Source organism: Ruegeria sp. BHSB058 (assembly GCF_059613285.1).
In genome coordinates this window covers 1-20,325 of sequence record NZ_JBXWSF010000011.1, presented here as the reverse complement: position 1 = coordinate 20,325, position 20,325 = coordinate 1, and the positions used below count along the sequence as shown (strand labels likewise).

At 61.5% G+C, this 20,325-nt stretch carries 22 protein-coding genes; 15 read left to right on the top strand and 7 right to left on the bottom strand.

Features of this window, described 5'->3' with window-relative positions; all coding sequences use genetic code 11:
* Positions 1 to 3: 3 nt before the first annotated feature.
* The 7 genes from AC2FNB_RS04630 (at position 4) to AC2FNB_RS04600 (ending at position 7,263) form a co-directional block, all read left to right on the top strand.
* The gene (locus tag AC2FNB_RS04630; RefSeq protein ID WP_480747739.1) at positions 4 to 819 is read left to right on the top strand and encodes a cytochrome c oxidase subunit 3; all 816 of its coding nucleotides are present in this window, start codon (positions 4 to 6) and stop codon (positions 817 to 819) included.
* A 156-nt stretch (positions 820 to 975) separates the two neighbouring features.
* Positions 976 to 1,653, top strand: a complete 678-nt coding sequence (locus AC2FNB_RS04625) for an SURF1 family protein (protein WP_496744840.1) — start codon at positions 976 to 978, stop codon at positions 1,651 to 1,653.
* Positions 1,650 to 3,038 (top strand): threonine synthase, encoded by a 1,389-nt coding sequence (thrC, locus tag AC2FNB_RS04620; RefSeq protein ID WP_496744772.1) that lies wholly within the window; start codon positions 1,650 to 1,652, stop codon positions 3,036 to 3,038. Before AC2FNB_RS04625 ends, thrC begins: the two co-directional genes overlap by 4 nt.
* Entirely contained in the window at positions 3,035 to 4,297 is a 1,263-nt protein-coding gene (locus AC2FNB_RS04615; protein ID WP_496744770.1) for a M16 family metallopeptidase, read from the top strand. Before thrC ends, AC2FNB_RS04615 begins: the two co-directional genes overlap by 4 nt.
* Positions 4,297 to 4,881 carry a GNAT family N-acetyltransferase gene (locus AC2FNB_RS04610; RefSeq protein WP_496744768.1) on the top strand — a complete coding sequence of 195 codons (585 nt, stop codon included), beginning with the start codon at positions 4,297 to 4,299 and terminating at the stop codon, positions 4,879 to 4,881. The genes AC2FNB_RS04615 and AC2FNB_RS04610 overlap by 1 nt, the downstream gene beginning before the upstream one ends.
* 106 nt (positions 4,882 to 4,987) lie before the next feature.
* Positions 4,988 to 5,806, top strand: a complete 819-nt coding sequence (locus AC2FNB_RS04605; protein WP_496744838.1) for an MBL fold metallo-hydrolase — start codon at positions 4,988 to 4,990, stop codon at positions 5,804 to 5,806.
* Positions 5,807 to 5,844: 38 nt separating this feature from the next.
* Positions 5,845 to 7,263, top strand: a complete 1,419-nt coding sequence (locus tag AC2FNB_RS04600) for an FAD-binding oxidoreductase (RefSeq protein ID WP_496744766.1) — start codon at positions 5,845 to 5,847, stop codon at positions 7,261 to 7,263.
* Between the two features lie 4 nt (positions 7,264 to 7,267).
* On the opposite strand, the gene AC2FNB_RS04595 is transcribed toward AC2FNB_RS04600, so the two are convergent.
* The 5 genes from AC2FNB_RS04595 to AC2FNB_RS04575 all read right to left on the bottom strand — a co-directional run bounded on the left by AC2FNB_RS04595 (position 7,268) and on the right by AC2FNB_RS04575 (position 11,457).
* On the bottom strand, positions 7,268 to 7,807 hold the full coding sequence (locus AC2FNB_RS04595) for an adenine phosphoribosyltransferase (protein WP_480747733.1): 540 nt from the start codon (positions 7,805 to 7,807) through the stop codon (positions 7,268 to 7,270).
* A gap of 149 nt (positions 7,808 to 7,956) precedes the next feature.
* Positions 7,957 to 8,586 carry a LysE family translocator gene (locus AC2FNB_RS04590; protein ID WP_496744764.1) on the bottom strand — a complete coding sequence of 210 codons (630 nt, stop codon included), beginning with the start codon at positions 8,584 to 8,586 and terminating at the stop codon, positions 7,957 to 7,959.
* 72 nt (positions 8,587 to 8,658) lie between these two features.
* Positions 8,659 to 9,498, bottom strand: a complete 840-nt coding sequence (locus AC2FNB_RS04585; protein WP_496744762.1) for a hypothetical protein — start codon at positions 9,496 to 9,498, stop codon at positions 8,659 to 8,661.
* Between the two features lie 76 nt (positions 9,499 to 9,574).
* Positions 9,575 to 10,447 (bottom strand): S-methyl-5'-thioadenosine phosphorylase, encoded by an 873-nt coding sequence (locus tag AC2FNB_RS04580; protein WP_496744760.1) that lies wholly within the window; start codon positions 10,445 to 10,447, stop codon positions 9,575 to 9,577.
* Positions 10,448 to 10,578: 131 nt separating this feature from the next.
* Complete coding sequence (locus AC2FNB_RS04575) at positions 10,579 to 11,457, bottom strand: DMT family transporter (protein WP_480747729.1); 879 nt, start codon at positions 11,455 to 11,457, stop codon at positions 10,579 to 10,581.
* 160 nt (positions 11,458 to 11,617) lie between these two features.
* Here AC2FNB_RS04575 and AC2FNB_RS04570 point away from each other — a divergent pair, with 160 nt between their 5' ends.
* Positions 11,618 to 13,252, top strand: a complete 1,635-nt coding sequence (locus tag AC2FNB_RS04570; protein WP_496744758.1) for a SulP family inorganic anion transporter — start codon at positions 11,618 to 11,620, stop codon at positions 13,250 to 13,252.
* A 135-nt stretch (positions 13,253 to 13,387) separates the two neighbouring features.
* Here AC2FNB_RS04570 and AC2FNB_RS04565 read toward each other — a convergent pair whose 3' ends face one another.
* Positions 13,388 to 13,993: a flavin reductase family protein gene (locus AC2FNB_RS04565; protein WP_480747727.1), complete on the bottom strand. Its 606-nt coding sequence runs from the start codon at positions 13,991 to 13,993 to the stop codon at positions 13,388 to 13,390.
* 72 nt (positions 13,994 to 14,065) lie between these two features.
* Between AC2FNB_RS04565 and AC2FNB_RS04560 the strand changes: the two genes are divergently transcribed.
* The 5 genes from AC2FNB_RS04560 (at position 14,066) to AC2FNB_RS04540 (ending at position 17,117) form a co-directional block, all read left to right on the top strand.
* Complete coding sequence (locus tag AC2FNB_RS04560; protein WP_496744756.1) at positions 14,066 to 14,560, top strand: GNAT family N-acetyltransferase; 495 nt, start codon at positions 14,066 to 14,068, stop codon at positions 14,558 to 14,560.
* A gap of 57 nt (positions 14,561 to 14,617) precedes the next feature.
* Positions 14,618 to 15,367, top strand: coding sequence for an EcsC family protein (locus AC2FNB_RS04555; protein WP_496744754.1), 750 nt, complete (start codon positions 14,618 to 14,620; stop codon positions 15,365 to 15,367).
* Between the two features lie 129 nt (positions 15,368 to 15,496).
* Entirely contained in the window at positions 15,497 to 15,979 is a 483-nt protein-coding gene (locus AC2FNB_RS04550; protein ID WP_496744752.1) for an NUDIX hydrolase, read from the top strand.
* Positions 15,980 to 16,031: 52 nt separating this feature from the next.
* On the top strand, positions 16,032 to 16,475 hold the full coding sequence (locus tag AC2FNB_RS04545; RefSeq protein ID WP_480747723.1) for a DUF1178 family protein: 444 nt from the start codon (positions 16,032 to 16,034) through the stop codon (positions 16,473 to 16,475).
* 3 nt (positions 16,476 to 16,478) lie between these two features.
* On the top strand, positions 16,479 to 17,117 hold the full coding sequence (locus tag AC2FNB_RS04540) for an SDR family oxidoreductase (protein WP_496744750.1): 639 nt from the start codon (positions 16,479 to 16,481) through the stop codon (positions 17,115 to 17,117).
* On the opposite strand, the gene AC2FNB_RS04535 is transcribed toward AC2FNB_RS04540, so the two are convergent.
* Complete coding sequence (locus AC2FNB_RS04535) at positions 17,111 to 17,467, bottom strand: hypothetical protein (protein ID WP_480747721.1); 357 nt, start codon at positions 17,465 to 17,467, stop codon at positions 17,111 to 17,113. The two genes, AC2FNB_RS04540 and AC2FNB_RS04535, sit on opposite strands and share 7 nt — an antisense overlap.
* Positions 17,468 to 17,632: 165 nt before the next feature.
* On the opposite strand from AC2FNB_RS04535, the gene AC2FNB_RS04530 reads away from it, so the two are divergent.
* Together AC2FNB_RS04530 and AC2FNB_RS04525 are read left to right on the top strand one after the other, a co-directional pair.
* Positions 17,633 to 18,868: an aspartate kinase gene (locus tag AC2FNB_RS04530; protein WP_496744747.1), complete on the top strand. Its 1,236-nt coding sequence runs from the start codon at positions 17,633 to 17,635 to the stop codon at positions 18,866 to 18,868.
* 44 nt (positions 18,869 to 18,912) lie between these two features.
* Positions 18,913 to 20,325: phosphoenolpyruvate-utilizing N-terminal domain-containing protein (locus tag AC2FNB_RS04525; RefSeq protein WP_496744746.1), on the top strand; the 1,413-nt coding region annotated here is incomplete at its 3' end.

Genomic DNA, 20,325 nt, shown 5'->3' with positions numbered 1-20,325 from the left:
CTGATGGCACACGCTAAAAATCACGACTACCACATTCTGAGCCCGTCGATCTGGCCGCTGATCGGCGCAGCGGGCGGTTTCGTCATGCTGGTCGGGGCCGTATTGTGGATGCACGGCATCACCGCCTATATGTTCTGGGCCGGTCTTCTGGCCGTTCTCTACACCATGTTCGGCTGGTGGTCGGATGTGGTGGCCGAAAGCCGCGCCGGCGATCATACGCCCGTGGTGCGGATCGGCCTACGCTATGGCTTCATCCTGTTCATCACTTCCGAGGTGATGTTCTTCTTTGCCTGGTTCTGGTCTTTCTTCAAACACCGTATGTACCCGATGCAGGATTATGTGGGCACCGAATATGTCGCGCCAAGCATCCATGCGGTCGACCCGTTCCACCTGCCGCTGATCAACACGCTTGTTCTGCTGCTTTCGGGCTGTGCGGTAACCTGGGCGCACCACGCGCTGGTGCATAACAATGATCGCAAGGCGTTGGTGCAGGGTCTGGCGATCGGCATCGTGTTTGGTATCGCCTTTACCTTCCTGCAGGGTTACGAATACGCCGAACTGCTCAAGCATGAAGGCTGGGAATTCGGCGGCGACCAGTTCTATTCGAACTTCTTCATGGCCACCGGTTTCCACGGCGCGCACGTGATCATCGGCACCATTTTCCTGACTGTCTGCCTGCTGCGTGCGATGCGCGGGGATTTCACGCCCGAAAAACACATCGGATTCGAGGCGGCGGCCTGGTACTGGCACTTCGTTGATGTCGTCTGGTTGTTCCTGTTCTTTGCCGTCTACATCTGGGGTCAGGCCCCGCTGATGTAAGGCCGGTCAGGCTGATCAATTGCAAAAGCCGCCCCAAGGGGCGGCTTTTTCTCTATGTGGGTCGCAAGATTGCTCTCCATACAATTGCGTGGTTGCAATTCAGCCCGCGCGCCCCTTAACAAGACGCCGGTTCCTGAAATGAAGTTTGGTCCTGACATGCGCCGTATTCTGTTCCTGCTGATCTTCGGCCTCGCCGGTTTGGGCGTGCTGCTGTCGCTGGGCTTCTGGCAGGTACAGCGCCTGGCGTGGAAGCAGGTCGTTCTGGCAGAGATCGAAGATCGGATCTCGGCCACGCCGGTTTCCCTGCCACCGCAGATTTCGGCGGATCAGGACAAATACCTGCCGGTGACGGTGTCGGGCGAGATGGAGCCTGCGGAAATCCACGTTCTTGTGTCGCTCAAACAGGTTGGTGCGGGGTATCGCATCATTCAGCCGTTCAGCTCCAGCGGCCGGACCATTTTGATTGACCGGGGGTTCATCCCGACCACGGCCAAACAGGCCGGGCGTCGGAACGGCCAGATGCAGGTGACAGGCAATTTGCACTGGCCGGACGAAATTGACAGTTACACGCCCGCACCTGATATCGACGCCAATATCTGGTTCGCCCGCGATGTGCCCGCGCTTGCGGCTGCACTGGGTGCGGAGCCGGTTCTGCTGATCGCCCGTTCGCAAACCGATCCGAATGTGACTCCGTTGCCGGTGGACACGGCGGGAATACCAAACGATCACCTGCAATATGCAATAACCTGGTTTGGCCTGGCTCTGGTCTGGGCCGCGATGACCGGATACTTCCTATGGCGCAGCCGTGCCAATTCTGAAAGTGACGCGACATGAAATACATCTCGACCCGCGGGCAGGCGCCCGAACTCTCGTTTGAAGAGGCCATGCTGACCGGCCTTGCCCGCGACGGCGGCTTGTACGTGCCTGCCGAAATCCCGGTGATGACCTATGCCGAAATCGCGTCGCTGGCGGGGCTGCCCTATGAGGAAATCGCATTCCGCGTCATGTGGCCCTATGTCAGCGGCTCATTTGCCGAGGACGAGTTTAAGGGGATCATCGCGCGCGCTTACCAGGATTTCGGCCACGCCGCCCGCGCGCCGCTGAAACAGCTGAACGAGAACCATTTCCTGCTCGAGCTGTTTCACGGCCCCACCTTGGCATTCAAGGATTTCGCCATGCAGCTCATTGGTCAGCTGTTTCAGGTTGCCCTCAAGAAGCGCGGCGAGCGGGTGACCATCGTCGGCGCGACCAGTGGGGATACCGGTTCAGCCGCGATCGAGGCGTTCCGCGGGCTGGACGCGGTGGACGTTTTCATCCTGTTCCCGCATGGCCGTGTTTCCGAGGTACAGCGCCGCCAGATGACCACGCCCGCCGACAGCAACGTGCATGCGCTGGCGGTGGATGGCGATTTCGACGATTGCCAAGCCTCCGTGAAGGACATGTTCAACGATTTCGACTTCCGCGACGGGGTCAGGCTGGCTGGCGTAAACTCGATCAACTTTGCCCGCGTATTGGCACAGGTGGTCTATTACTTTTCTGCCGCCACCAACCTCGGTGCGCCGCATCGCAAGATCAGCTTCACGGTGCCAACCGGCAACTTTGGCGACATCTTCGCTGGCTATCTGGCCAAGCGTATGGGGCTGCCGATTGACCGCCTTGTGGTGGCGACCAACCAGAACGACATTCTGCATCGCTGCCTCTCGGGTGAGGGGTATTTCAAGGGCGAGACTATCCCTTCGATCAGCCCGTCGATGGACATTCAGGTCAGCTCGAATTTCGAACGCGCGCTCTATTATGCCTATGGCGAAGATGGCGGGGCCATCGCACAATTGATGGATGAGCTGAAACAGGGTGGCTTCAATATCAGCCAGGGCGCGATGGAAGCGCTGCGTGAGAATTTCGATTCGGGCCGTGTGTCCGAAGAGGAAACGCTGGCCACGATCAAATCCACGCTTACCCGTAGCGCCGAACTGGTCTGCCCCCATTCCGCCGTCGGCGTGAAGGTGGCCGAAGAGGCGCGCGCGGCAGATGTTCCAATGATCACCCTTTCCACCGCACATCCGGCGAAATTCCCCGCTGCTGTGGAACAGGCAAGCGGCGTGCATCCGCCTCTTCCCCCGCGCATGTCTGACCTGTATGAACGGTCGGAACGGGTGACCCGCATCGCCAACGATCTGGGCGCCATCCAGGACTATATCAAAGGGCAGATTACTGCGTGACTGTTAGACAAGACCAACTGGCCAACGGCTTTCGTATCGTCAGTGAACACATGCCGGGGCTGCAATCTGCGGCCATTGGCATCTGGGTAACCGCAGGAGGCCGCCACGAGCGGATCGAGCAGAACGGCATCGCTCATTTCCTCGAACACATGGCATTCAAAGGGACAGAGCGGCGCTCGGCGCTGGAAATTGCTGAGGCTATCGAGGATGTGGGTGGCTACATCAACGCCTACACCTCGCGCGAGGTGACGGCATACTACGCCCGCGTGCTCAAGGACGACGTGGCGCTGGCCATGGACGTGATCGGGGACATCGTGATGAACCCGGTCTTCGACCCGCGCGAGATCGAGGTCGAGCGCGGTGTGATCCTGCAGGAAATCGGTCAGGCCCATGATACGCCCGATGACGTGATCTTTGACTGGTTGCAGGAAGAAAGTTATCGCGACCAGCCTTTGGGTCGCACCATCCTTGGGCCCACGGAACGGGTCAGCGCCTTTTCGCGCGAGGATCTGTCGGCCTTCGTGGCGGAACATTACGGGCCGGAACAGATGATCCTGTCCGCTGCAGGCGCCGTCGACCACGATCAGCTGATGAAATTGGCCGAAAAGATGTTCGGGCATTTGCAGCCCCGCAAGGGGCTGATCGCCGAGCCTGCCCGGTTCATCGGCGGCGAGGCACGCCACGAAAAGGTTCTGGAACAGGCCCATTTCGCGCTGGCGTTCGAAAGCCCGGGCTATCGTGACGACGCCATCTATACCGCGCAGATATACTCGTCGGCACTGGGCGGTGGCATGTCCTCGCGGCTGTTTCAGGAAATCCGCGAGGTGCGCGGCCTCTGTTATACGATCTTTGCGCAGGCCGGAGCTTACGCCGATACCGGCACTACCACGATCTATGCCGGTACCTCCGCCACTCAGGTTGCGGAACTGGCGGGTATCACCATCGACGAGATGAAGCGCGCAGCCGAAGACATGAGTCCCGAAGAGGTCGCCCGTGCCCGCGCCCAGATGAAGGCCGGGATGCTGATGGGGCTGGAAAGCCCCTCGAACCGGGCCGAGCGTTTAGCCCGGCTGGTGCAGATCTGGGATCGGGTGCCGTCGCTGGAGGAAACGGTCGAGAAAATCGATGCCGTCACCACCGCTGACGTGCGCCAGTTCGCCGAGGATATGGCGGTCACGGCCCCTGCGGCGCTGGCGCTTTATGGGCCGGTGTCGACGGCGCCGTCCCTCGTGGACCTGCAGGAGAGGCGCGCGGCGTGATGCTGCTGGGCAAGCGTAAGCTGAAACTCGAAACCGAGCGGCTCAGCCTGCGCCCGCCCGCGCATTCCGACTATCAAGACTGGACAGCGCTGCGGCGCGCCTCGGAGGATTACCTGACCCCGTGGGAACCGGTCTGGGCCAACGATCACCTCAGCCGTAAATCCTTTACCAACAGGGTCTACTGGGCGCAGCGCTCGATCTCGAACGGCTCGGCCATCCCTTTGTTTCTGTTCCGGCGCGCCGATGACGTCCTGCTGGGCGCGGTCACGCTGGACAACATCCGGCGCGGCCCGGCGCAGGCGGGAACGCTGGGCTACTGGACTGGGCAGGCCTTTGCCCGGCAAGGCTATATGCGCGAGGCCATCGGTGCGGTTGTGCATTACGCTTTCACCCGCCTGGATCTGAGCCGGATCGAGGCGGCCTGCCTGCCGGAAAACGCGGCCTCTCGCGGGTTGCTGGAAAGCTCGGGCTTCAAATACGAGGGCGTGGCGCAATCCTATCTGCAGATCAACGGGCGGTGGCGGACGCATGTGCTTTATGCCAGCCTCAGATCCGACCGGCGCGGCAAGACGGATACGGGCTAGGTGACCTCTTTCCGGGTCATTGGGGCGCTACCCAAACCCCGGAGTATTTTTGAAAAGATGAAAGACTATGCGTGACTTGGGACCAAGTCGCGCTACACTTGCGCTCATGTGGCGGGTTCTTCTGGCATTGATCGTAGTCGCGGGGGGCGCGGCGGCACAGGAACGGCGGCCGAGCCATTGCATCGCCATTGCCGATGCCGCGCCGGGGATCGATTATCTGCACAAGGCGGCTTGGCAGGACCCGGTGCCGAAGTATTCGGTACGGGTCAGCTATATCGCGCATGCCTCGTTTCTGATCCAGACACGCGGCGGGCTGAATGCGGTCACCGATTTCACCGGGTTCATCGGCGGCGCCGATATGATTCCGGATATCGTGACCATGAACCACGCGCACGAGACCCATTGGACACAATTCCCCGATCCCGCGATCCCGTATGTTCTGCCGGGTTGGGGGCGTTTTGGCGAAGGGATCGAACACCACCTGGATCTTGGCGAAATCCTGATCCGGAATGTTTCGACCGATATCCGATCGGTCTATGGCGGGGTCGAGGAACGCGGTAACTCGATCTTCGTGTTCGAGGTCGAGGGGCTGTGTATCGGCCACCTGGGACACTTGCACCACGTTCCCAGCGACGCGCAGTTCGCCGCTCTTGGCCGACTGGACGTGGTCATGGCTGCCGTCGATGGCGGTACGACCATGCCCTTGCCCGAAATGATTTCGGTTCTGAAGCGCTTGAAAAGCTCGGTCATAATCCCGATGCACTGGTTCTCGGGCTATTCACTGGAGCGTTTTCTTTCGGGCGTTCGAGACGAGTTCGCCATACGGCGCGACGGCGTGTCCGAGATCGAGGTGTCGCTTCGCTCCTTGCCCGACCGGCCCACGGTGGTTGTGCTGGAACCGCGATACCTGATCGAGCCCGATTAGGGCTTGCCCGGCGCACGTGCCTTGGGCATGGATTGGGCATGACCCTGAATCCCGCCGATGACAGTTTTGCCGCTCGCCTCACCAAAGAGGTTCCGCAGGATATCCTGAACCCGGTCGAGCCGCGTTTCCTGGAAGAGCCGCGAGGGCGTTATGCTGGGCAGGCGGGCCTTGTGGCCCTGCCGCGAACCGTGACTGAGGTCGCGGCGCTGATCCGCTGTGCCGCTGCGGCGCGGGTGCCGGTTGTCCCTTATGGGGGCGGCACCGGCCTGGTAGGCGGGCAGGTGACGCCCGAAGGGCCGGCGCCGCTGGTGATCTCGATGGAGCGGATGGCGGCGATCCGGGCGGTGCACCCGGCCGAAAACGTGCTGGTGGTCGAAGCTGGCGCCATTCTGGCCGATGTTCAGGCGGCGGCCTGCAACGCCAACCGCCTGTTTCCCTTGTCACTCGCCTCGGAGGGAACCTGCAGGATCGGCGGCAATCTTGCTGCAAACGCTGGTGGGGTGAATGTGTTGCGCTATGGCAATGCCCGCGACCTGTGCCTTGGGTTGGAGGCGGTCCTGCCTAACGGCGAGATCTGGAACGGGCTGACCCGGCTGCGCAAGGACAACACCGGATACGATCTGCGCAACCTGCTGATCGGGTCCGAGGGGACGCTGGGTATCATCACGGCGGCGGCGCTGAAGCTCTATCCCATCCCGGCGGGCACCAGCACCGCGATGATCGTGGTTCCGTCGCCCGAAGCGGCGTTGGAACTGCTGGCCTGCGCCCGCGATCGCGTCGGCGAGGCGGTCAGTGCCTTTGAACTGATCCACAGACAGGGGCTGGAGTTTCTGGCCGAGGTTCTGCCCGGCATTCGCCAGCCGTTCGATGTCAAACCCGAATGGTGCGTCCTGGTCGAGCTTGGCCTGCCACAGGGACTTGATCCCGCCCGTACCATGGAGGCGCTTTTCAAGACGGCCTTGCAACACGGGATCGCCCGGGATGGTGTCGTGGCGCATTCCGATGCGCAGCGTCGGGCGCTCTGGTCGGTGCGTGAACATATCCCCGAGGCCAACCGGCTGATCGGTTCGGTGTCGAGCCATGATATCTCTTTGCCGCTGTCGGTCATCCCCGATTTCATTCGCGGCGCGGCCGGGGTCGTTTCGGGGTTGGGTGCGTTTCGTATCAACTGTTTCGGGCATCTGGGCGACGGCAACCTGCACTACAACGTCTATCCGATGGCGGGCATCGACCGCGCGACGCTTGAAGGCAAAAAGGAAGCTGTCATGCAGGCGGTGCATGATCTGGTACGCGACTATGGCGGCTCGTTCAGCGCCGAGCACGGGGTCGGGCGGATGAAGGTCAAGGATCTGGAGCGTTACGGCGATCCGGTGAAACTTGCCGCCATGCGGGAGATCAAGGCGACACTGGACCCTGCCGGGATCATGAACCCCGGCGCGGTTCTGCGTCGCGCATAGCCGCTCAGAGGCCTTCGAATTCGCATAGGGCGTGCACATCCATGCCCATGCCTTCCAGCACCTTGCGCCCGCCCAGTTCCGGCAAATCGATGATGAACGCGCAGGACACGATGTCGCCGCCCAGGCGCTGGATCAGCTTGATGCCGGCCGCTGCGGTGCCACCGGTGGCCAGCAGGTCATCGACCACCAAAACCTTCTCGCCCTCTTTGATGGCGTCGTCATGGATTTCGACGATGGCCTCGCCATATTCCAGCTTGTAATCCTGACTGATGGTGGTGCCCGGAAGCTTGCCCTTTTTCCGGATCGGCACAAAGCCGACGCTCAGTTGGTGTGCAATCGCGCCGCCAAGGATGAACCCGCGCGCTTCCAGCCCCACGACCTTGTCGATGCGCTCGCCCGCGTAGGGGTGCAGCATCTGGTCGATGGCCATGCGGAACCCGCGCGCATCGGCAAACAGCGTGGTCACGTCGCGAAACATGATCCCTTCATGCGGAAAATCGACGATGGTGCGGATATAGTCCTTGACCGAGGTGCTTTTGGGCATGCGGCCTCCCTTGCTGACATGGTTCACGCAAGCGGGTTTGACGCATCGGGACGCGCCGTTCAAGAGGCAGGATGCGGGCTGCGGCGTCCCGCCCTTGGATTTGGTTCAACGCAGCGAAAATGCCGCTCGATGTATCCGGAAAAACCGGGTCAGGCCGGGCGGCGCAGCAATGCGGTGGCCACGCCCATGCCCATCAACGTCACGCCGCCGACTCGGGTAATCCCCGTGATTACCTTGGGGCGCGCGATCAGGCGCCGCAGGCGGTCGGCCAACAAGGCATATGTCAGCGCATTCAGCCAGGCGAGTCCAACGAAGGTGGCGATCAGGATGGTGAACTGCGGCATCAAGGCCTCGCCAGGTTTGATGAATTGCGGCACGAAAGCAATGAAGAACGCGATGGATTTCGGGTTCAGGGCCGTTACCGCCGCTGCGTGACCGAAAACGTTACCTGCGGTCACATCACGCTCGGTGCGCACGGTCCCCAGACCATCGGACGGCGCGCTGCGCAACAGTTTCCAACCCAGCCAGATCAGATAGGCGGCACCGACCCATTTCAGCACCATGAACATCTCGGCCGATGCCAACACGAGCGCCCCCAATCCCAGAAGCGACGCGGTCATCGCCACCAGATCGCCCAGGGCCACCCCCGTGGCCGAGGCCACCGCAACGCTGCGCCCCTTGGACAGGGCATAGCTCAGCACCAACAATACGGTCGGACCGGGGATCAGCAGCAGTGCGGTCGAGGCGGCGACAAAGGCAAGCCAGAGGTCGAGAGGCATGAAAACACCTGTGATTGACATATCGGTGCATCAAACAACGCCCGCACGCGAACGTCCATACCCCGCGTTTTGCTATGGAATCTTGATGGCCTGTACGTGCATCCAGTCAAAGTTCTTCTCGCGGCCCAGCGATACCCAGCCCTCTTCCTCCCAGAAGCGCCAGAAATCCAGGCAGTCGGCGCGGGCCAACCGGGCCTTTTTCCACCCCCAGTCCAGCTTGTTGCGCGACGGATCCCAGTCGATGGCGGCGGCGAAAGAGTGCGTGGACCATGTCGAGCCATTGCGCTTGCGCCGCACATTCTTGCACCCGCCATAGATGTCCAATCCCATGTCGACCCGGGCATCGTGGTCGTAACGGGCAGCGATTTTGGTCAGAACCCTTTCAAGGCTCTGGGCGACTTTCGGATGGCAACCGATCTTGCTGGTCTTGACCGACCGGTCCCAGTCCAGCTTCATCGTCCAGGGCACAGCAACGATCGTGGTTGCGGGCTGCCCACCCGAATTCGGATTGAAGCCGAAAAAACTGAACAGATCGGCCTGCCCGGTTTTATCTGCAGGCCAGCCATTGGGATTGACGTCCAACGGCACGATATCCCGGAAATCCATCGGCAACTCGCCGGTCTCCCGGAAAAAGCGGAAATCACTATAGCCCGCCTCAGTAAGGCTTCCCCACAAACCGTCGATGTCCCCGGGATCAATACCGGCGTCCTTGCTGACTAGCTGAAATGCGGCGACGCGTTTTCGGGCGGCACTCCAGGCACTTGGGTCACCGGACAACTCGCTGGCGCGCGGTTGGACCAGAGCCGCAGCCGCCGTATCCATTGCGGCGTTGATCTGTCCATCAATCGGGCCGGAATACGTCCCGGTCGCGCTCAACTCTTCCTGCAAAATGCGGATGGCACCTTGTTTCATGAAAAATCCCCCACGAATTTCTGAAAACAATGGGGGGATTGTATCACATCACGGGCGACTTCTCAGCCTTTTGTAGCTAAAGCACCCGCCCCGCCACCGCGTCCAGTTTCGTCAGCAACTCCGGGTTGCGCTTCTCTGGTGCGGTCAGAATGGCAAAATCCAGCGCCCGGTCGCAGCCATGCGGGCAGGGCGCGCGGTCCGCTCCCAGCAACGCAGGCAACCCCTTGACCAACGTGCGGCCCTTGTCGGCGTTTCCGGTCAGCGTGGCGATAATGGCACTGATATCCACCTCGCCGTGATGCGGGTGCCAGCTGTCATAGTCGGTGACCATGGCGATCGAGGCGTAACACAGCTCGGCTTCGCGGGCGAGCTTGGCCTCGGGCATGTTTGTCATGCCGATCACATCACAACCCCAGACCTCGCGGTACATCTTCGATTCCGCCAGGGTCGAGAACTGCGGCCCTTCCATCGCCAGATAGGTGCCGCCGCGGTGAATGTTGATCCCTGCCGCCTTTCCAGACGCCTCGCAGGCGTCGCTCAGGCGCGGGCAGGTTGGATGCGCTGCGCTGACATGGGCAACACAGCCGGTCCCGAAAAAGCTTTTCTCGCGCGCGAACGTCCGGTCGATAAATTGATCGACAATCACGAAATCCCCCGGCGCCATCTCTTCGCGAAACGACCCGCAAGCCGATACCGAGATGACGTCTGTCACCCCCAGCCGCTTCAGCGCGTCGATATTGGCGCGGTATGGCACCTCTGTCGGCGAATGCACGTGCCCCCGCCCGTGGCGCGGCAGAAAAGCCATGTCGACCCCTTCCAGCGACCCTGTCAGAACCTCGTCCGACGGTGTTCCCCAAGGGGTCTCAACCGCAACCCACTTGGCGTTTTCAAGCCCGTCGATCTCATAGATGCCCGATCCGCCGATCACCGCGATTTTCGTCTGGCTCACCTGTGCTCTCCCTGCCTTGGTCGTTGCCTGCTCAAGGTTTTTGGAGGGCCGCGACCGGAATGACAAGAGCGCTGTGCCGTGTCCCAAGGTGCCCTCTGGTCACAATGCCCTGAAGACGACCAGTGGCTGCGTCAAGTGGCCCCACCTGCCCGGCGCGCCGGAGCCAACACCGCGACAAGGTTCGACACCAAAAGCGCGCCGATCACCACTGCGCCTCCCGCGATCGCCCAAGGCCCCGGATCTTCACCGACTACCGCCCAGACCAGAATGGGCGCCAGAACAGATTCCAGCAGGACCAGTAACGACACCTCGGCCGAGCTGATGTAGCGCGGGCCAAGCGCCAGCAGGCACGAGGCCGCCCCGATAAAGGCTCCATGACCCAGAAACAGCGGCCATTGCTGCTCAAACGCCGCAGCCGGCGATACGAACATCCCAATTATGAGCGCCGCACCGATATAGGCAATCGGAATGGCCGGGATCATTGACGTGTCCCTGACCTTGCGCACCGCGGTCAGCGCGGCCGCAAAGGCGGCAGACACGTAAACGGCCCAGATGTCACCCCTCCAGGACGAAATCTGCGTCTCGCCCGACCCATAGGCAATCATCGCCAGCCCCGCCAAGACCACCGCCATCGTCAGCACCATGCGCCGCCGAATGGGCTCGCCCAGGAAAATCCGGCTGAAAATCGCGGCAAATATCGGCATCGAGGCAAAGATGAACACCACGTTTGCGACGCTGGTATTGCTGACGGCCAGAACAAAGGCCGGCGCGGTAGAGCCGATCAGGATCGTATAGATCACGCCCGGCCAACCGGTGTTCAGCAAGGCCCGAAACCCGCTCACCCCCTGAACCGCCAGCAGGACGATCAGCACAACAGTTCCGGCGGTCAGGCCGCGCCAGAATGCAGTCACCATCGGATCGGCCCCGATCAGCCGCACAAACAGTGAATCCGGCACGACCAGCAGCACGCCCAGCGTTGTAATGATCAGACCTTTCAAGTGATCGCTCATGCCGATGAGTTAGGGGCAAGACTGCGACCAAGTAAAGACCGGCCGGATCTTCGCCATGCGCGCGACGCATGGCCGCATCCCGCTCAGTGCGGTGGCTTGATGGGGCACAACCGTCTAGAAGGCGCCTTTGCGCGAACAATCCGACCAACAGGATCGACCCATGCCCCGAGCCATGCTGGCAAGTTTTGCCAATCGCCTAGCCATACCCGATCTGCGCTGGATGCCGGACGAGGGTCTAACCCCGTCGCGCCTGCGGATCGAGCTGTTGTCGGGCCTCACCGTGGCGCTGGCGCTGGTGCCCGAGGCGGTCGCTTTTGCTTTTGTTGCGGGCGTACACCCGCTGGTTGGCCTGTATGCGGCCTTTCTGGTCGGGCTGATTACCGCCCTGATCGGCGGGCGTCCCGGCATGATCTCGGGTGCAACCGGCGCGCTGGCCGTCGTCATGGTGGCCCTGGTGGCCGAGCATGGGGTTGAATACCTGTTTGCAACGGTGGTTCTGATGGGCATCCTTCAGATCATCGCGGGTGTGATGCAATGGGGCAAGTTCATCCGCCTCGTGCCGCATCCGGTGATGCTGGGCTTCGTCAACGGCCTCGCCATCGTGATCTTTCTCGCGCAGATGGGTCAGTTCAAGGTGCCGGGATCGATGGAAAACACCGGCCACGGCATGGGCGGCGGTGAATGGCTGTCGGGCCTGCAGCTCTATACGATGCTGGGCCTTGTTGCTCTGACCATGGCGGTGATCTGGGTGATGCCACGGATCACCCGTATCATTCCGGCCCCGCTGGCTGGCATCTTCGTGGTCGCGGCGCTTGTCATCGGCTTTGGCCTGGACGTCCCGCGCGTCGGCGATCTGGCCTCGATCGAAGGCGACCTGCCGCAATTCCACATCCCGATGGTACCGCTCAACCGCGAAACGCTGCAGGTCATCCTGCCTTATGCGGTGATCCTCGCCGCCATCGGCCTGATTGAATCCCTGCTGACCCTGAACCTAGTTGGCGAGATCACCGGAAAACGCGGTGGCGCGTCGCAGGAGTGTATCGCACAAGGCACCGCCAACGTCGTCACCGGTTTCTTCGGCGGTATGGGGGGCTGTGCCATGATCGGACAGTCGATGATCAACGTGAAATCCGGCGGCCGCACCCGCGTCGCAGGCATCGCGGCCGCATTGTTCCTGCTGATTTTCATCCTTTTTGCCGCGCCCCTGATCGAACAGATCCCGCTGGCTGCGCTGGTTGGCGTGATGTTTATGGTGGTGATCGGCACCTTCGCGTGGAACTCGTTCAACATCCTGCGCAAGGTGCCGCTGATGGATGCCTTCGTGATCGTGCTGGTCACCGTCGTCACCGTGATGGAAGACCTCGCCGTTGCCGTGGTCGTCGGCGTGATCGTCTCGGCGCTGGCTTATGCCTGGAACAACGCCAAACGCATCCACGCGGTCACCCGCGAGTCGGCGACCGAAAAGGGGGCAAAGGTCTATGAAATCCAGGGACCGCTGTTCTTTGGTTCAACCGACGGGTTCACGGAATTGTTCGATGTCGAAAACGACCCCGCAACCGTGATCGTCGATTTCGCTGAAAGCCGCGTGGTGGATCAGTCCGCCCTGCAGGCGATCGAAGCGGTGGCCGCGAAATACGAGGCCGAAGGCAAGCGGGTCATGCTGCGCCACCTCAGCCGCGATTGTCACAAGTTGCTGAACAAGGCGGGCCACCTGATGGTCGACAGTGATGATGACCCGGATTACGAGTTGGCGGTTGATTACTCTGTCCGCACCGGCATTCTAGGCGGGCACTGATCCTTTTGCGAGGCTCCGCCTCGCGCTCCGGGATATTTGAAGCCAGATGAATGAAGAATCCCTGCTTCATCTGGCCAAAAAATATCCCGGGGGAGCCGCCCGGAACGGGCGGTGGGGGCAGAGCCCCCGACAACCTCAATCATCCGGGCGATTGAGCGAGAACAGCTCGGACACGACCGAATAGTCCCGGTACCCAAGCCGCGCCAGAGGTTTGAATGAGGTTACGTCGAACTTGCCCTCCCGGATATGGTCGTCGAGCAGGTGCACACCTGTCACTTCTCCAAACACGACGCGGTTGGCCGCGCCGGGCAGGGTGACGATCTGGGTGAGCTTGCATTCCAACGCCGCCGGGGCACCTTGTACGCGGGCACAGGGGATGGTTTCACATTCGACCGGGGTTAATCCGGCATGGGCAAACTCGTCCACCTCTTTTGGAAGGCTGCCCGAGCTGGCGTTCATCGCATCCTGGTGCGCATGGGCCACAACATTCACGCAGAATACGCCTGTCGCCTCGATATTGGCGATACTGTCCTTGCCGCCGATCTGATCGTGTTTCGTGCCGGTTGAGGCAAACATCACCTGCGGCGGCGTGTAAGCAACCCCGTTGAAAAAGGAATAGGGTGCCAAATTGTTGATCCCATCCGAATCGCGGGTCGATATCCAGCCGATCGGGCGCGGAGTGATAATGGCGTTGAACGGGTTGTGCGGAAGGCCGTGGCCGTCTTCGGGTCGATAGAACATCATATCTCCAAGCGTTTGCCCAAGGCGTAGCGAAGTGCTAGGGCGATTTCCACAGCTGAAAAGAGGGCCAGGGTGCAGCAATTCGGAATCAGCCCGGAACGACCGGACGACTGGTGGGAGGTTGAAGCCCTCTACGACCTGTGCTTCGCGCCCGGGCGCGAGGCGCTGTCCTCCTATCGTCTGCGCGACGATGTTCCGCCCGTGGCGGGCCTGTCGATGGTCGTGCGCGACAACACCGGCGTCGTGGCTGGTGCCATCCGGTTCTGGCCCGTTCACGTCGCTGATCATGACGCGCTGTTACTGGGGCCGGTTGCGGTTCACCCCACGCACCAGGGCGAAGGTCTGGGCGGGTTCCTGATCCGCGAAGGGGTCGAGGCCGGGCGCAACCAGGGCTGGCATCGTGTCATGCTTGTGGGCGATGCGCCCTATTACTCGCGCTTTGGCTTCACTCGGCTGGAAGGCGTGGAAATGCCGCCGCCTACAAACCCTGACCGGGTTCTTGGCATGGAACTGGTGCCCGGCGGCTGGGTGGATATTTGCGGCCCTGTTACCCGCTGGACGAAATAACCCATTGAAACCCGGCACGCGCGCACCGATCTTTTCCTGATGAAGGAGGCGTTGCGAATGCAGGACATCGTGATCGTCGAACCCGTCGACGCCGAGGCGGAACTCGACCGGCTTGCCGCCGAGTACCGTGCAGCGGGAGGCATGGGTATCCGCATGCTTAACCGGTTGGGCGGCAAGGCGGAAAACCTGCTTGACCAGCTTCCTCCCAACATCCGCGACGGCCTGAGCGAAGCAACCGAGCGCGCGCTGTGGGTTGCGATGCGCGCCGCCCATGGCTCGCGCCGCGCCGTTCCGGATCAAAAGGCGTGGGTGAACACAGCGATCGCCACGGCAATGGGCGCTGCGGGTGGGTTTGGCGGGCTGCCCACCGCTCTGGTCGAATTGCCGGTCACCACCACCATGCTGTTGCGTGCCATTCAGGGCGAGGCCGCGCGCCAAGGCTTCGATCCGGCCTCCGAAGGTGTGATGTTCGATTGCGTGCGCGTTCTGGCCTCGGCGGGGCCGCTGGCGCAGGATGATGGCGCGGATCTGGGCTTTTTCTCGATCCGGCTGACGCTGACCGGCGCCACCATGCAGAAACTGATCGCCAGTGTCGCACCGCGCCTTGCCACCGCGCTGGGGCAGAAACTTGCGGCGCAATCGATTCCGGTTCTGGGCGCGGTCGCGGGCGGTGGCACCAACTATGTCTATACCCGTTACTACCAGCAGGTCGCAGGCGTGCATTTCGGTCTCAGACGCCTCGCGATCGACGCGGATATCCCACAGGACGAATTGTTGACCAGATTGACTGCAAAAATGCTGAAATAGGCGGAATTGATCCCGAAAGAGTGAAGATTTCGCGGGTAGCCGTGGCGTTCCTACAATATGTGGGAGCATTTAGTGTGTGCGACCTGACATGAAACAGATTCCCTGCTATCCTGTGAGGCAGGAGGATTGATGAACGTAAAAATTTCCAGTGACTTATTGAGCGCTCCGGAAGAAAACCGGATTGGTATCCAATACGGCGCATTGTGCTATCGGATCAAAGAAAACAAGCCTGAAATCCTGTTGGTGACCTCCCGAGGAACCGGGCGGTGGCTGATCCCCAAGGGCTGGCCGATCTTTTCGCGCGACGCCGCCGGAACCGCGACGGTCGAAGCCTGGGAAGAGGCTGGCGTGATCGGCTTGTGCCAATCCGAAAGCATCGGCAGCTTCACCTATACAAAAACGCGGGGCAGCAAGGGAAATCTGCCATGCATGGTCGAGGTGTTTCCGATCCGTGTCTGCCGTCTTGCCGCCAGTTTCCCCGAGCGCGACCAGCGCCGCCGTAAATGGTTTCGCCCACACAAGGCGGCGGCATGTGTGAACGAACCCGAGCTCGCCCGGATGCTGTTGGAATTTCATCCACATCTTATACACAAGGAAAAGATCAAGTCTTGATCTTGCCGGGCGGCTGGATATCTATTCATGGACCTGAGAATATGAGTGCAAGATGATTCAATACGCTCTGAAGTGCAGTGAAGGCCACAGCTTCGACAGCTGGTTTCAGTCGGCGGATGCTTTTGACAAGCTCGCCGGGGCCGGGATGGTGACCTGCGCGATCTGCGGCGGCAGCGAGGTAGAGAAGGCGATCATGACGCCACGTGTGCGTCCCGGCCGAACCACAACGGACGATACCCGACACGGATCCGAAAAACCGCTGTCGAAACCGGCCTCAGTAGCAGAGCAGGCCTTGGCGGAACTGCGCCGCAACATCGAAAAAAATTCAGATTACGTCGGCAAGAATTTCGCGGCGGAGGCCCGCAAGATCCACCTGGGCGAAGCGCCCGAGCGGTCGATCTATGGCGAAGCCAAAATGGAAGACGCCAAAGCGCTGATGGAAGAGGGCGTGCCGGTCGCGCCGCTGCCCTTCATGCCGAACCGCAAGACAAACTGACCCATGCACGTGGTCATCACCGGCGCAAACCGGGGCATCGGCAAGGCATTGGCTGATCATTACCGGCAGGCAGGGCATGACGTTTCAGGCACTGCCCGTGACGGCAGCCACTTTATCCTGTTGGATGTGACCGACCCGGGCCATCACCGCGCGATGGCCGAGACATTGCAGGACAAGCCAGTCGATCTTCTCATCTGCAACGCGGGCGTCTATCTGGACAAGGGACAGACCATCGACGGCTATCCGCGCGAGATGTGGGACCAGACCTTTGCCGCCAATGTCACTGGCGTGTTCCTGACAATTCAGACCCTTCTGCCCAACCTGCGTGCGGCGCGCGGCAAAATCGCGATCATTTCGTCACAGATGGCTTCGCATGAACATGCGCCCGGCGGCAGCTATATCTATCGCGCCTCCAAGGCGGCGGCGCTCAATCTCGGGCGCAATCTGGCCACGGATCTGAAAGACGACGGCATCGCCGTGGGAATCTACCACCCCGGCTGGGTTCAGACCGACATGGGCGGAGCTGCGGCCACCGTCACCACAGACGAGGCCGTCAATGGCCTCATCCAAAGGTTCGAGGCGCTGTCGCTGGCCTCAACCGGCTGTTTCGAGACATGGGACGGCCGCACGCACCCTTACTGAGAGGTCAGCGCCCTGAGTGGCAGTTCGTAAACCTCGCCCGGCTCGATATAGATGATCAGCATGTCTCCGCGCGTTTCCGTGGACAGGGCCGAAGTGGAACTGGACGCCACCGCCTTCGTCCCCTCGAAATAGATCCGCCGGACCTCTCCAGTCTTCAACTGAACCGCCAGTGTCGAGGCTCCATCGTCCTTGCGGCGAAATTCGGCGGGACAGCTTTCGATCTGTTGGCCAGGTACGGCGGCACAGGGAACAGTACCCAAGGCGTTCTGACCGTCGGTTCCGGATACCGTCGCCTCCTGCGCTGTGGCCTGGGTGGACAACACGGCAAAAGCCAAAAGAACTGATCGCATCGAAAACCCTTGTGCGTATGGAACCGCTCCAAGCTGGCACCCGGCCCCGGCAATGTAAAGCGGTGCCTTGCCGCAGGCATTCCGCCTTTGTCCACTTGCTCTTGGCTGCCCCCTCGCATAAGAGGCTCGGGACCGGAATTCCTTGGCGCGGAGACTTTTGGCCCCATGCCCTTACTCGTGATGAAATTTGGTGGCACCTCGGTTGCCAATCTCGACCGCATCCGCCGCGCCGCCAAGCGCGTCGGCGTCGAGGTGGCCAAGGGCCATGATGTGATCGTCATCGTTTCGGCCATGTCGGGCAAGACCAACGAACTGGTCGGCTGGGTTGACGAAATCTCGCCCCTTTACGACGCGCGCGAATACGACGCCGTCGTCTCCTCGGGTGAAAACGTGACTGCCGGCCTGATGGCGCTGACCTTGCAGGAAATGGATATCCCGGCGCGCAGCTGGCAGGGCTGGCAGGTGCCGCTGATCACCACCTCGGCCCACTCCGCCGCCCGGATCGAGGAAATTCCGACCGACAACCTGAACCAGAAATTCGGCGAGGGCATGAAGGTTGCCGTGATCGCAGGCTTTCAGGGCATCAGCCCCGAGGGCCGCATAACCACGTTGGGCCGTGGGGGCTCCGACACGACTGCCGTGGCCTTCGCCGCCGCCTTCGGTGCCGAACGCTGCGATATCTACACTGATGTGGACGGCGTCTATACCACCGACCCGAGAATCTGCTCCAAGGCGCGCAAGCTCAACAAGATCTCGTTCGAGGAAATGCTCGAACTGGCCTCGCTTGGGGCCAAGGTGCTGCAGACGCGCTCGGTCGAGCTGGCAATGCGCTACAAGGTAAAACTGCGCGTCCTTTCGAGTTTCGAGGAACAAACCGACGAGGCGGGCACGCTCGTCTGCGATGAGGAGGAAATCATGGAATCCAATGTTGTCTCCGGCGTCGCCTATTCGCGCGACGAAGCCCAGATGACCCTGCTGTCGGTTGCTGACCGCCCGGGCATCGCCGCCACCATCTTCGGGGCCCTGTCGGATGCGGGTGTGAACGTCGACATGATCGTGCAGGACATCTCCGAGGAGGGTCGCACCAACATGACCTTCAGCCTGCCGACCGATCAGGTCAAACGCGCCGAAAAGGCCATGAACGACATCAAGGGCGTTGCGCTGAACTTTGACATTCTGCAGATCGAACCTGACGTCGCCAAGGTCTCGGTGGTGGGAATCGGCATGCGTTCGCAATCCGGCGTTGCGGCCAAAATGTTCAAGGTGCTCTCGGATGAGGGGATCAACATCAAGGTCATTACAACCTCCGAGATAAAAATTTCCGTGCTTGTAGACAGGAAATACATGGAACTTGCCGTTCAGGCGCTGCATGATGCGTTTGGACTGGACAAGGCCGCCTGAGTTTTCTCGACTGGGGCGCCTGACACAAAAACGTGATGGGGCCCATGGCTGACGGCACTGAAACAGAATCCCGCAAGCTGCTGGGGCGGCTGCGCGAAGCGATGGCCAGCGAAGCCGCCGGCCAGGAGCGTCTCGATCAGATCACCCATCTGATCGCCGACAGCATGCGCAGCGAAGTGTGCTCGGTCTATCTTTTCCGCGACGAAGAGACACTGGAGCTGTGTGCGACCCAGGGCCTCGCGCCGGAATCGGTGCACCAGACCCGCATGCGGATGGGTGAAGGGCTGGTGGGCCGCGTCGCCAAGACCGGCAAGGTCGTCAACACACCCAACGCTCCGGCGGAAAAAGGGTTCCGCTACATGCCGGAAACCGGCGAAGAACGGTTCTCGTCCTTCCTCGGCGTGCCGGTTCAGCGTCTGGGCGAAAAACTGGGCGTTCTGGTGGTGCAGTCGCGCGAGGCACGCCAGTTTTCCGCCGACGAGGTCTATGCGCTGGAAGTGGTCGCCATGGTTCTGGCCGAAATGGCCGAGCTTGGCGCCTTCATCGGCGAGGGTGCGGCCTTGTCGCCCCTGCACCAGCAATCCGTCGTGCTCAAGGGTGGCCCGGCCCAGGAGGGTTCCGCCGAGGGGCACGTTTGGCTGCACGAACCGCGCGTGGTGGTCACCAATCCGATCGCGGATGACCCGCAGCGCGAGCTCGAGCGCCTGAACGAAGCGGTCGAGGAATTGCGCGTCGGCGTCGACAAGATGCTCGAATTCTCGCAGGACGGCGACAAGGAACAGCTGCAGGTGCTCGAAGCCTACCGGATGTTTGCCAATTCCAAAGGCTGGATGCGCCGCATGGAAGAGGACATCGCCCGTGGTCTCAGCGCTGAGGCAGCGGTCGAAAAGGAACAGTCGCAGGCGCGCGCCCGGATGAGCCAGGTCACTGACCCCTATCTGCGCGAACGCCTTGCAGACCTTGATGATCTCAGCAACCGCCTGTTGAGAAACCTGACAGGGCAGGGCAGGGATACCGGGCTTGAACTGCCGCCCGATCCCATCCTGGTGGCCCGCAACATCGGCCCCGGCGATCTGCTGGAATATGGCCGCTCTCTCAAGGGCATCGTGCTCGAGGAAGGGTCTGTCGGCAGCCACGCGACCATCGTCGCCCGCGCCCTGGCAATCCCACTGGTGGTGCATGTAGGCCGCATTACGACCGAGGCGCTGAACGGCGACCATATTCTGGTCGATGGCGATCAGGGCGTGGTACACCTGCGCCCCGAAGATACCGTTGTCGGCGCTTTCCGCGACAAGATCGCAATGCAGGCCAAGGCACAGGAACGCTACGTTTCGATCCGCGACAAACCTGCGGTCACACTGGACGGGCACAAGATCGATATGGTGATGAATGCCGGGCTGATGGCCGACCTGCCATCGCTGCCCACTTCGGGGGCCGAGGGCGTCGGCCTGTTCCGC

Coding starts and splice junctions, on each gene's coding strand:
- AC2FNB_RS04630 (WP_480747739.1), top strand. CDS start 4: ATGGCACACGCTAAAAATCACGACTACCACATTCTGAGCCCGTCGATC.
- AC2FNB_RS04625 (WP_496744840.1), top strand. CDS start 976: ATGCGCCGTATTCTGTTCCTGCTGATCTTCGGCCTCGCCGGTTTGGGC.
- thrC (WP_496744772.1), top strand. CDS start 1,650: ATGAAATACATCTCGACCCGCGGGCAGGCGCCCGAACTCTCGTTTGAA.
- AC2FNB_RS04610 (WP_496744768.1), top strand. CDS start 4,297: ATGCTGCTGGGCAAGCGTAAGCTGAAACTCGAAACCGAGCGGCTCAGC.
- AC2FNB_RS04605 (WP_496744838.1), top strand. CDS start 4,988: ATGTGGCGGGTTCTTCTGGCATTGATCGTAGTCGCGGGGGGCGCGGCG.
- AC2FNB_RS04600 (WP_496744766.1), top strand. CDS start 5,845: ATGACCCTGAATCCCGCCGATGACAGTTTTGCCGCTCGCCTCACCAAA.
- AC2FNB_RS04595 (WP_480747733.1), bottom strand. CDS start 7,807: ATGCCCAAAAGCACCTCGGTCAAGGACTATATCCGCACCATCGTCGAT.
- AC2FNB_RS04590 (WP_496744764.1), bottom strand. CDS start 8,586: ATGCCTCTCGACCTCTGGCTTGCCTTTGTCGCCGCCTCGACCGCACTG.
- AC2FNB_RS04585 (WP_496744762.1), bottom strand. CDS start 9,498: ATGAAACAAGGTGCCATCCGCATTTTGCAGGAAGAGTTGAGCGCGACC.
- AC2FNB_RS04575 (WP_480747729.1), bottom strand. CDS start 11,457: ATGAGCGATCACTTGAAAGGTCTGATCATTACAACGCTGGGCGTGCTG.
- AC2FNB_RS04570 (WP_496744758.1), top strand. CDS start 11,618: ATGCCCCGAGCCATGCTGGCAAGTTTTGCCAATCGCCTAGCCATACCC.
- AC2FNB_RS04565 (WP_480747727.1), bottom strand. CDS start 13,993: ATGTTCTATCGACCCGAAGACGGCCACGGCCTTCCGCACAACCCGTTC.
- AC2FNB_RS04555 (WP_496744754.1), top strand. CDS start 14,618: ATGCAGGACATCGTGATCGTCGAACCCGTCGACGCCGAGGCGGAACTC.
- AC2FNB_RS04550 (WP_496744752.1), top strand. CDS start 15,497: ATGAACGTAAAAATTTCCAGTGACTTATTGAGCGCTCCGGAAGAAAAC.
- AC2FNB_RS04545 (WP_480747723.1), top strand. CDS start 16,032: ATGATTCAATACGCTCTGAAGTGCAGTGAAGGCCACAGCTTCGACAGC.
- AC2FNB_RS04540 (WP_496744750.1), top strand. CDS start 16,479: ATGCACGTGGTCATCACCGGCGCAAACCGGGGCATCGGCAAGGCATTG.
- AC2FNB_RS04535 (WP_480747721.1), bottom strand. CDS start 17,467: ATGCGATCAGTTCTTTTGGCTTTTGCCGTGTTGTCCACCCAGGCCACA.
- AC2FNB_RS04530 (WP_496744747.1), top strand. CDS start 17,633: ATGCCCTTACTCGTGATGAAATTTGGTGGCACCTCGGTTGCCAATCTC.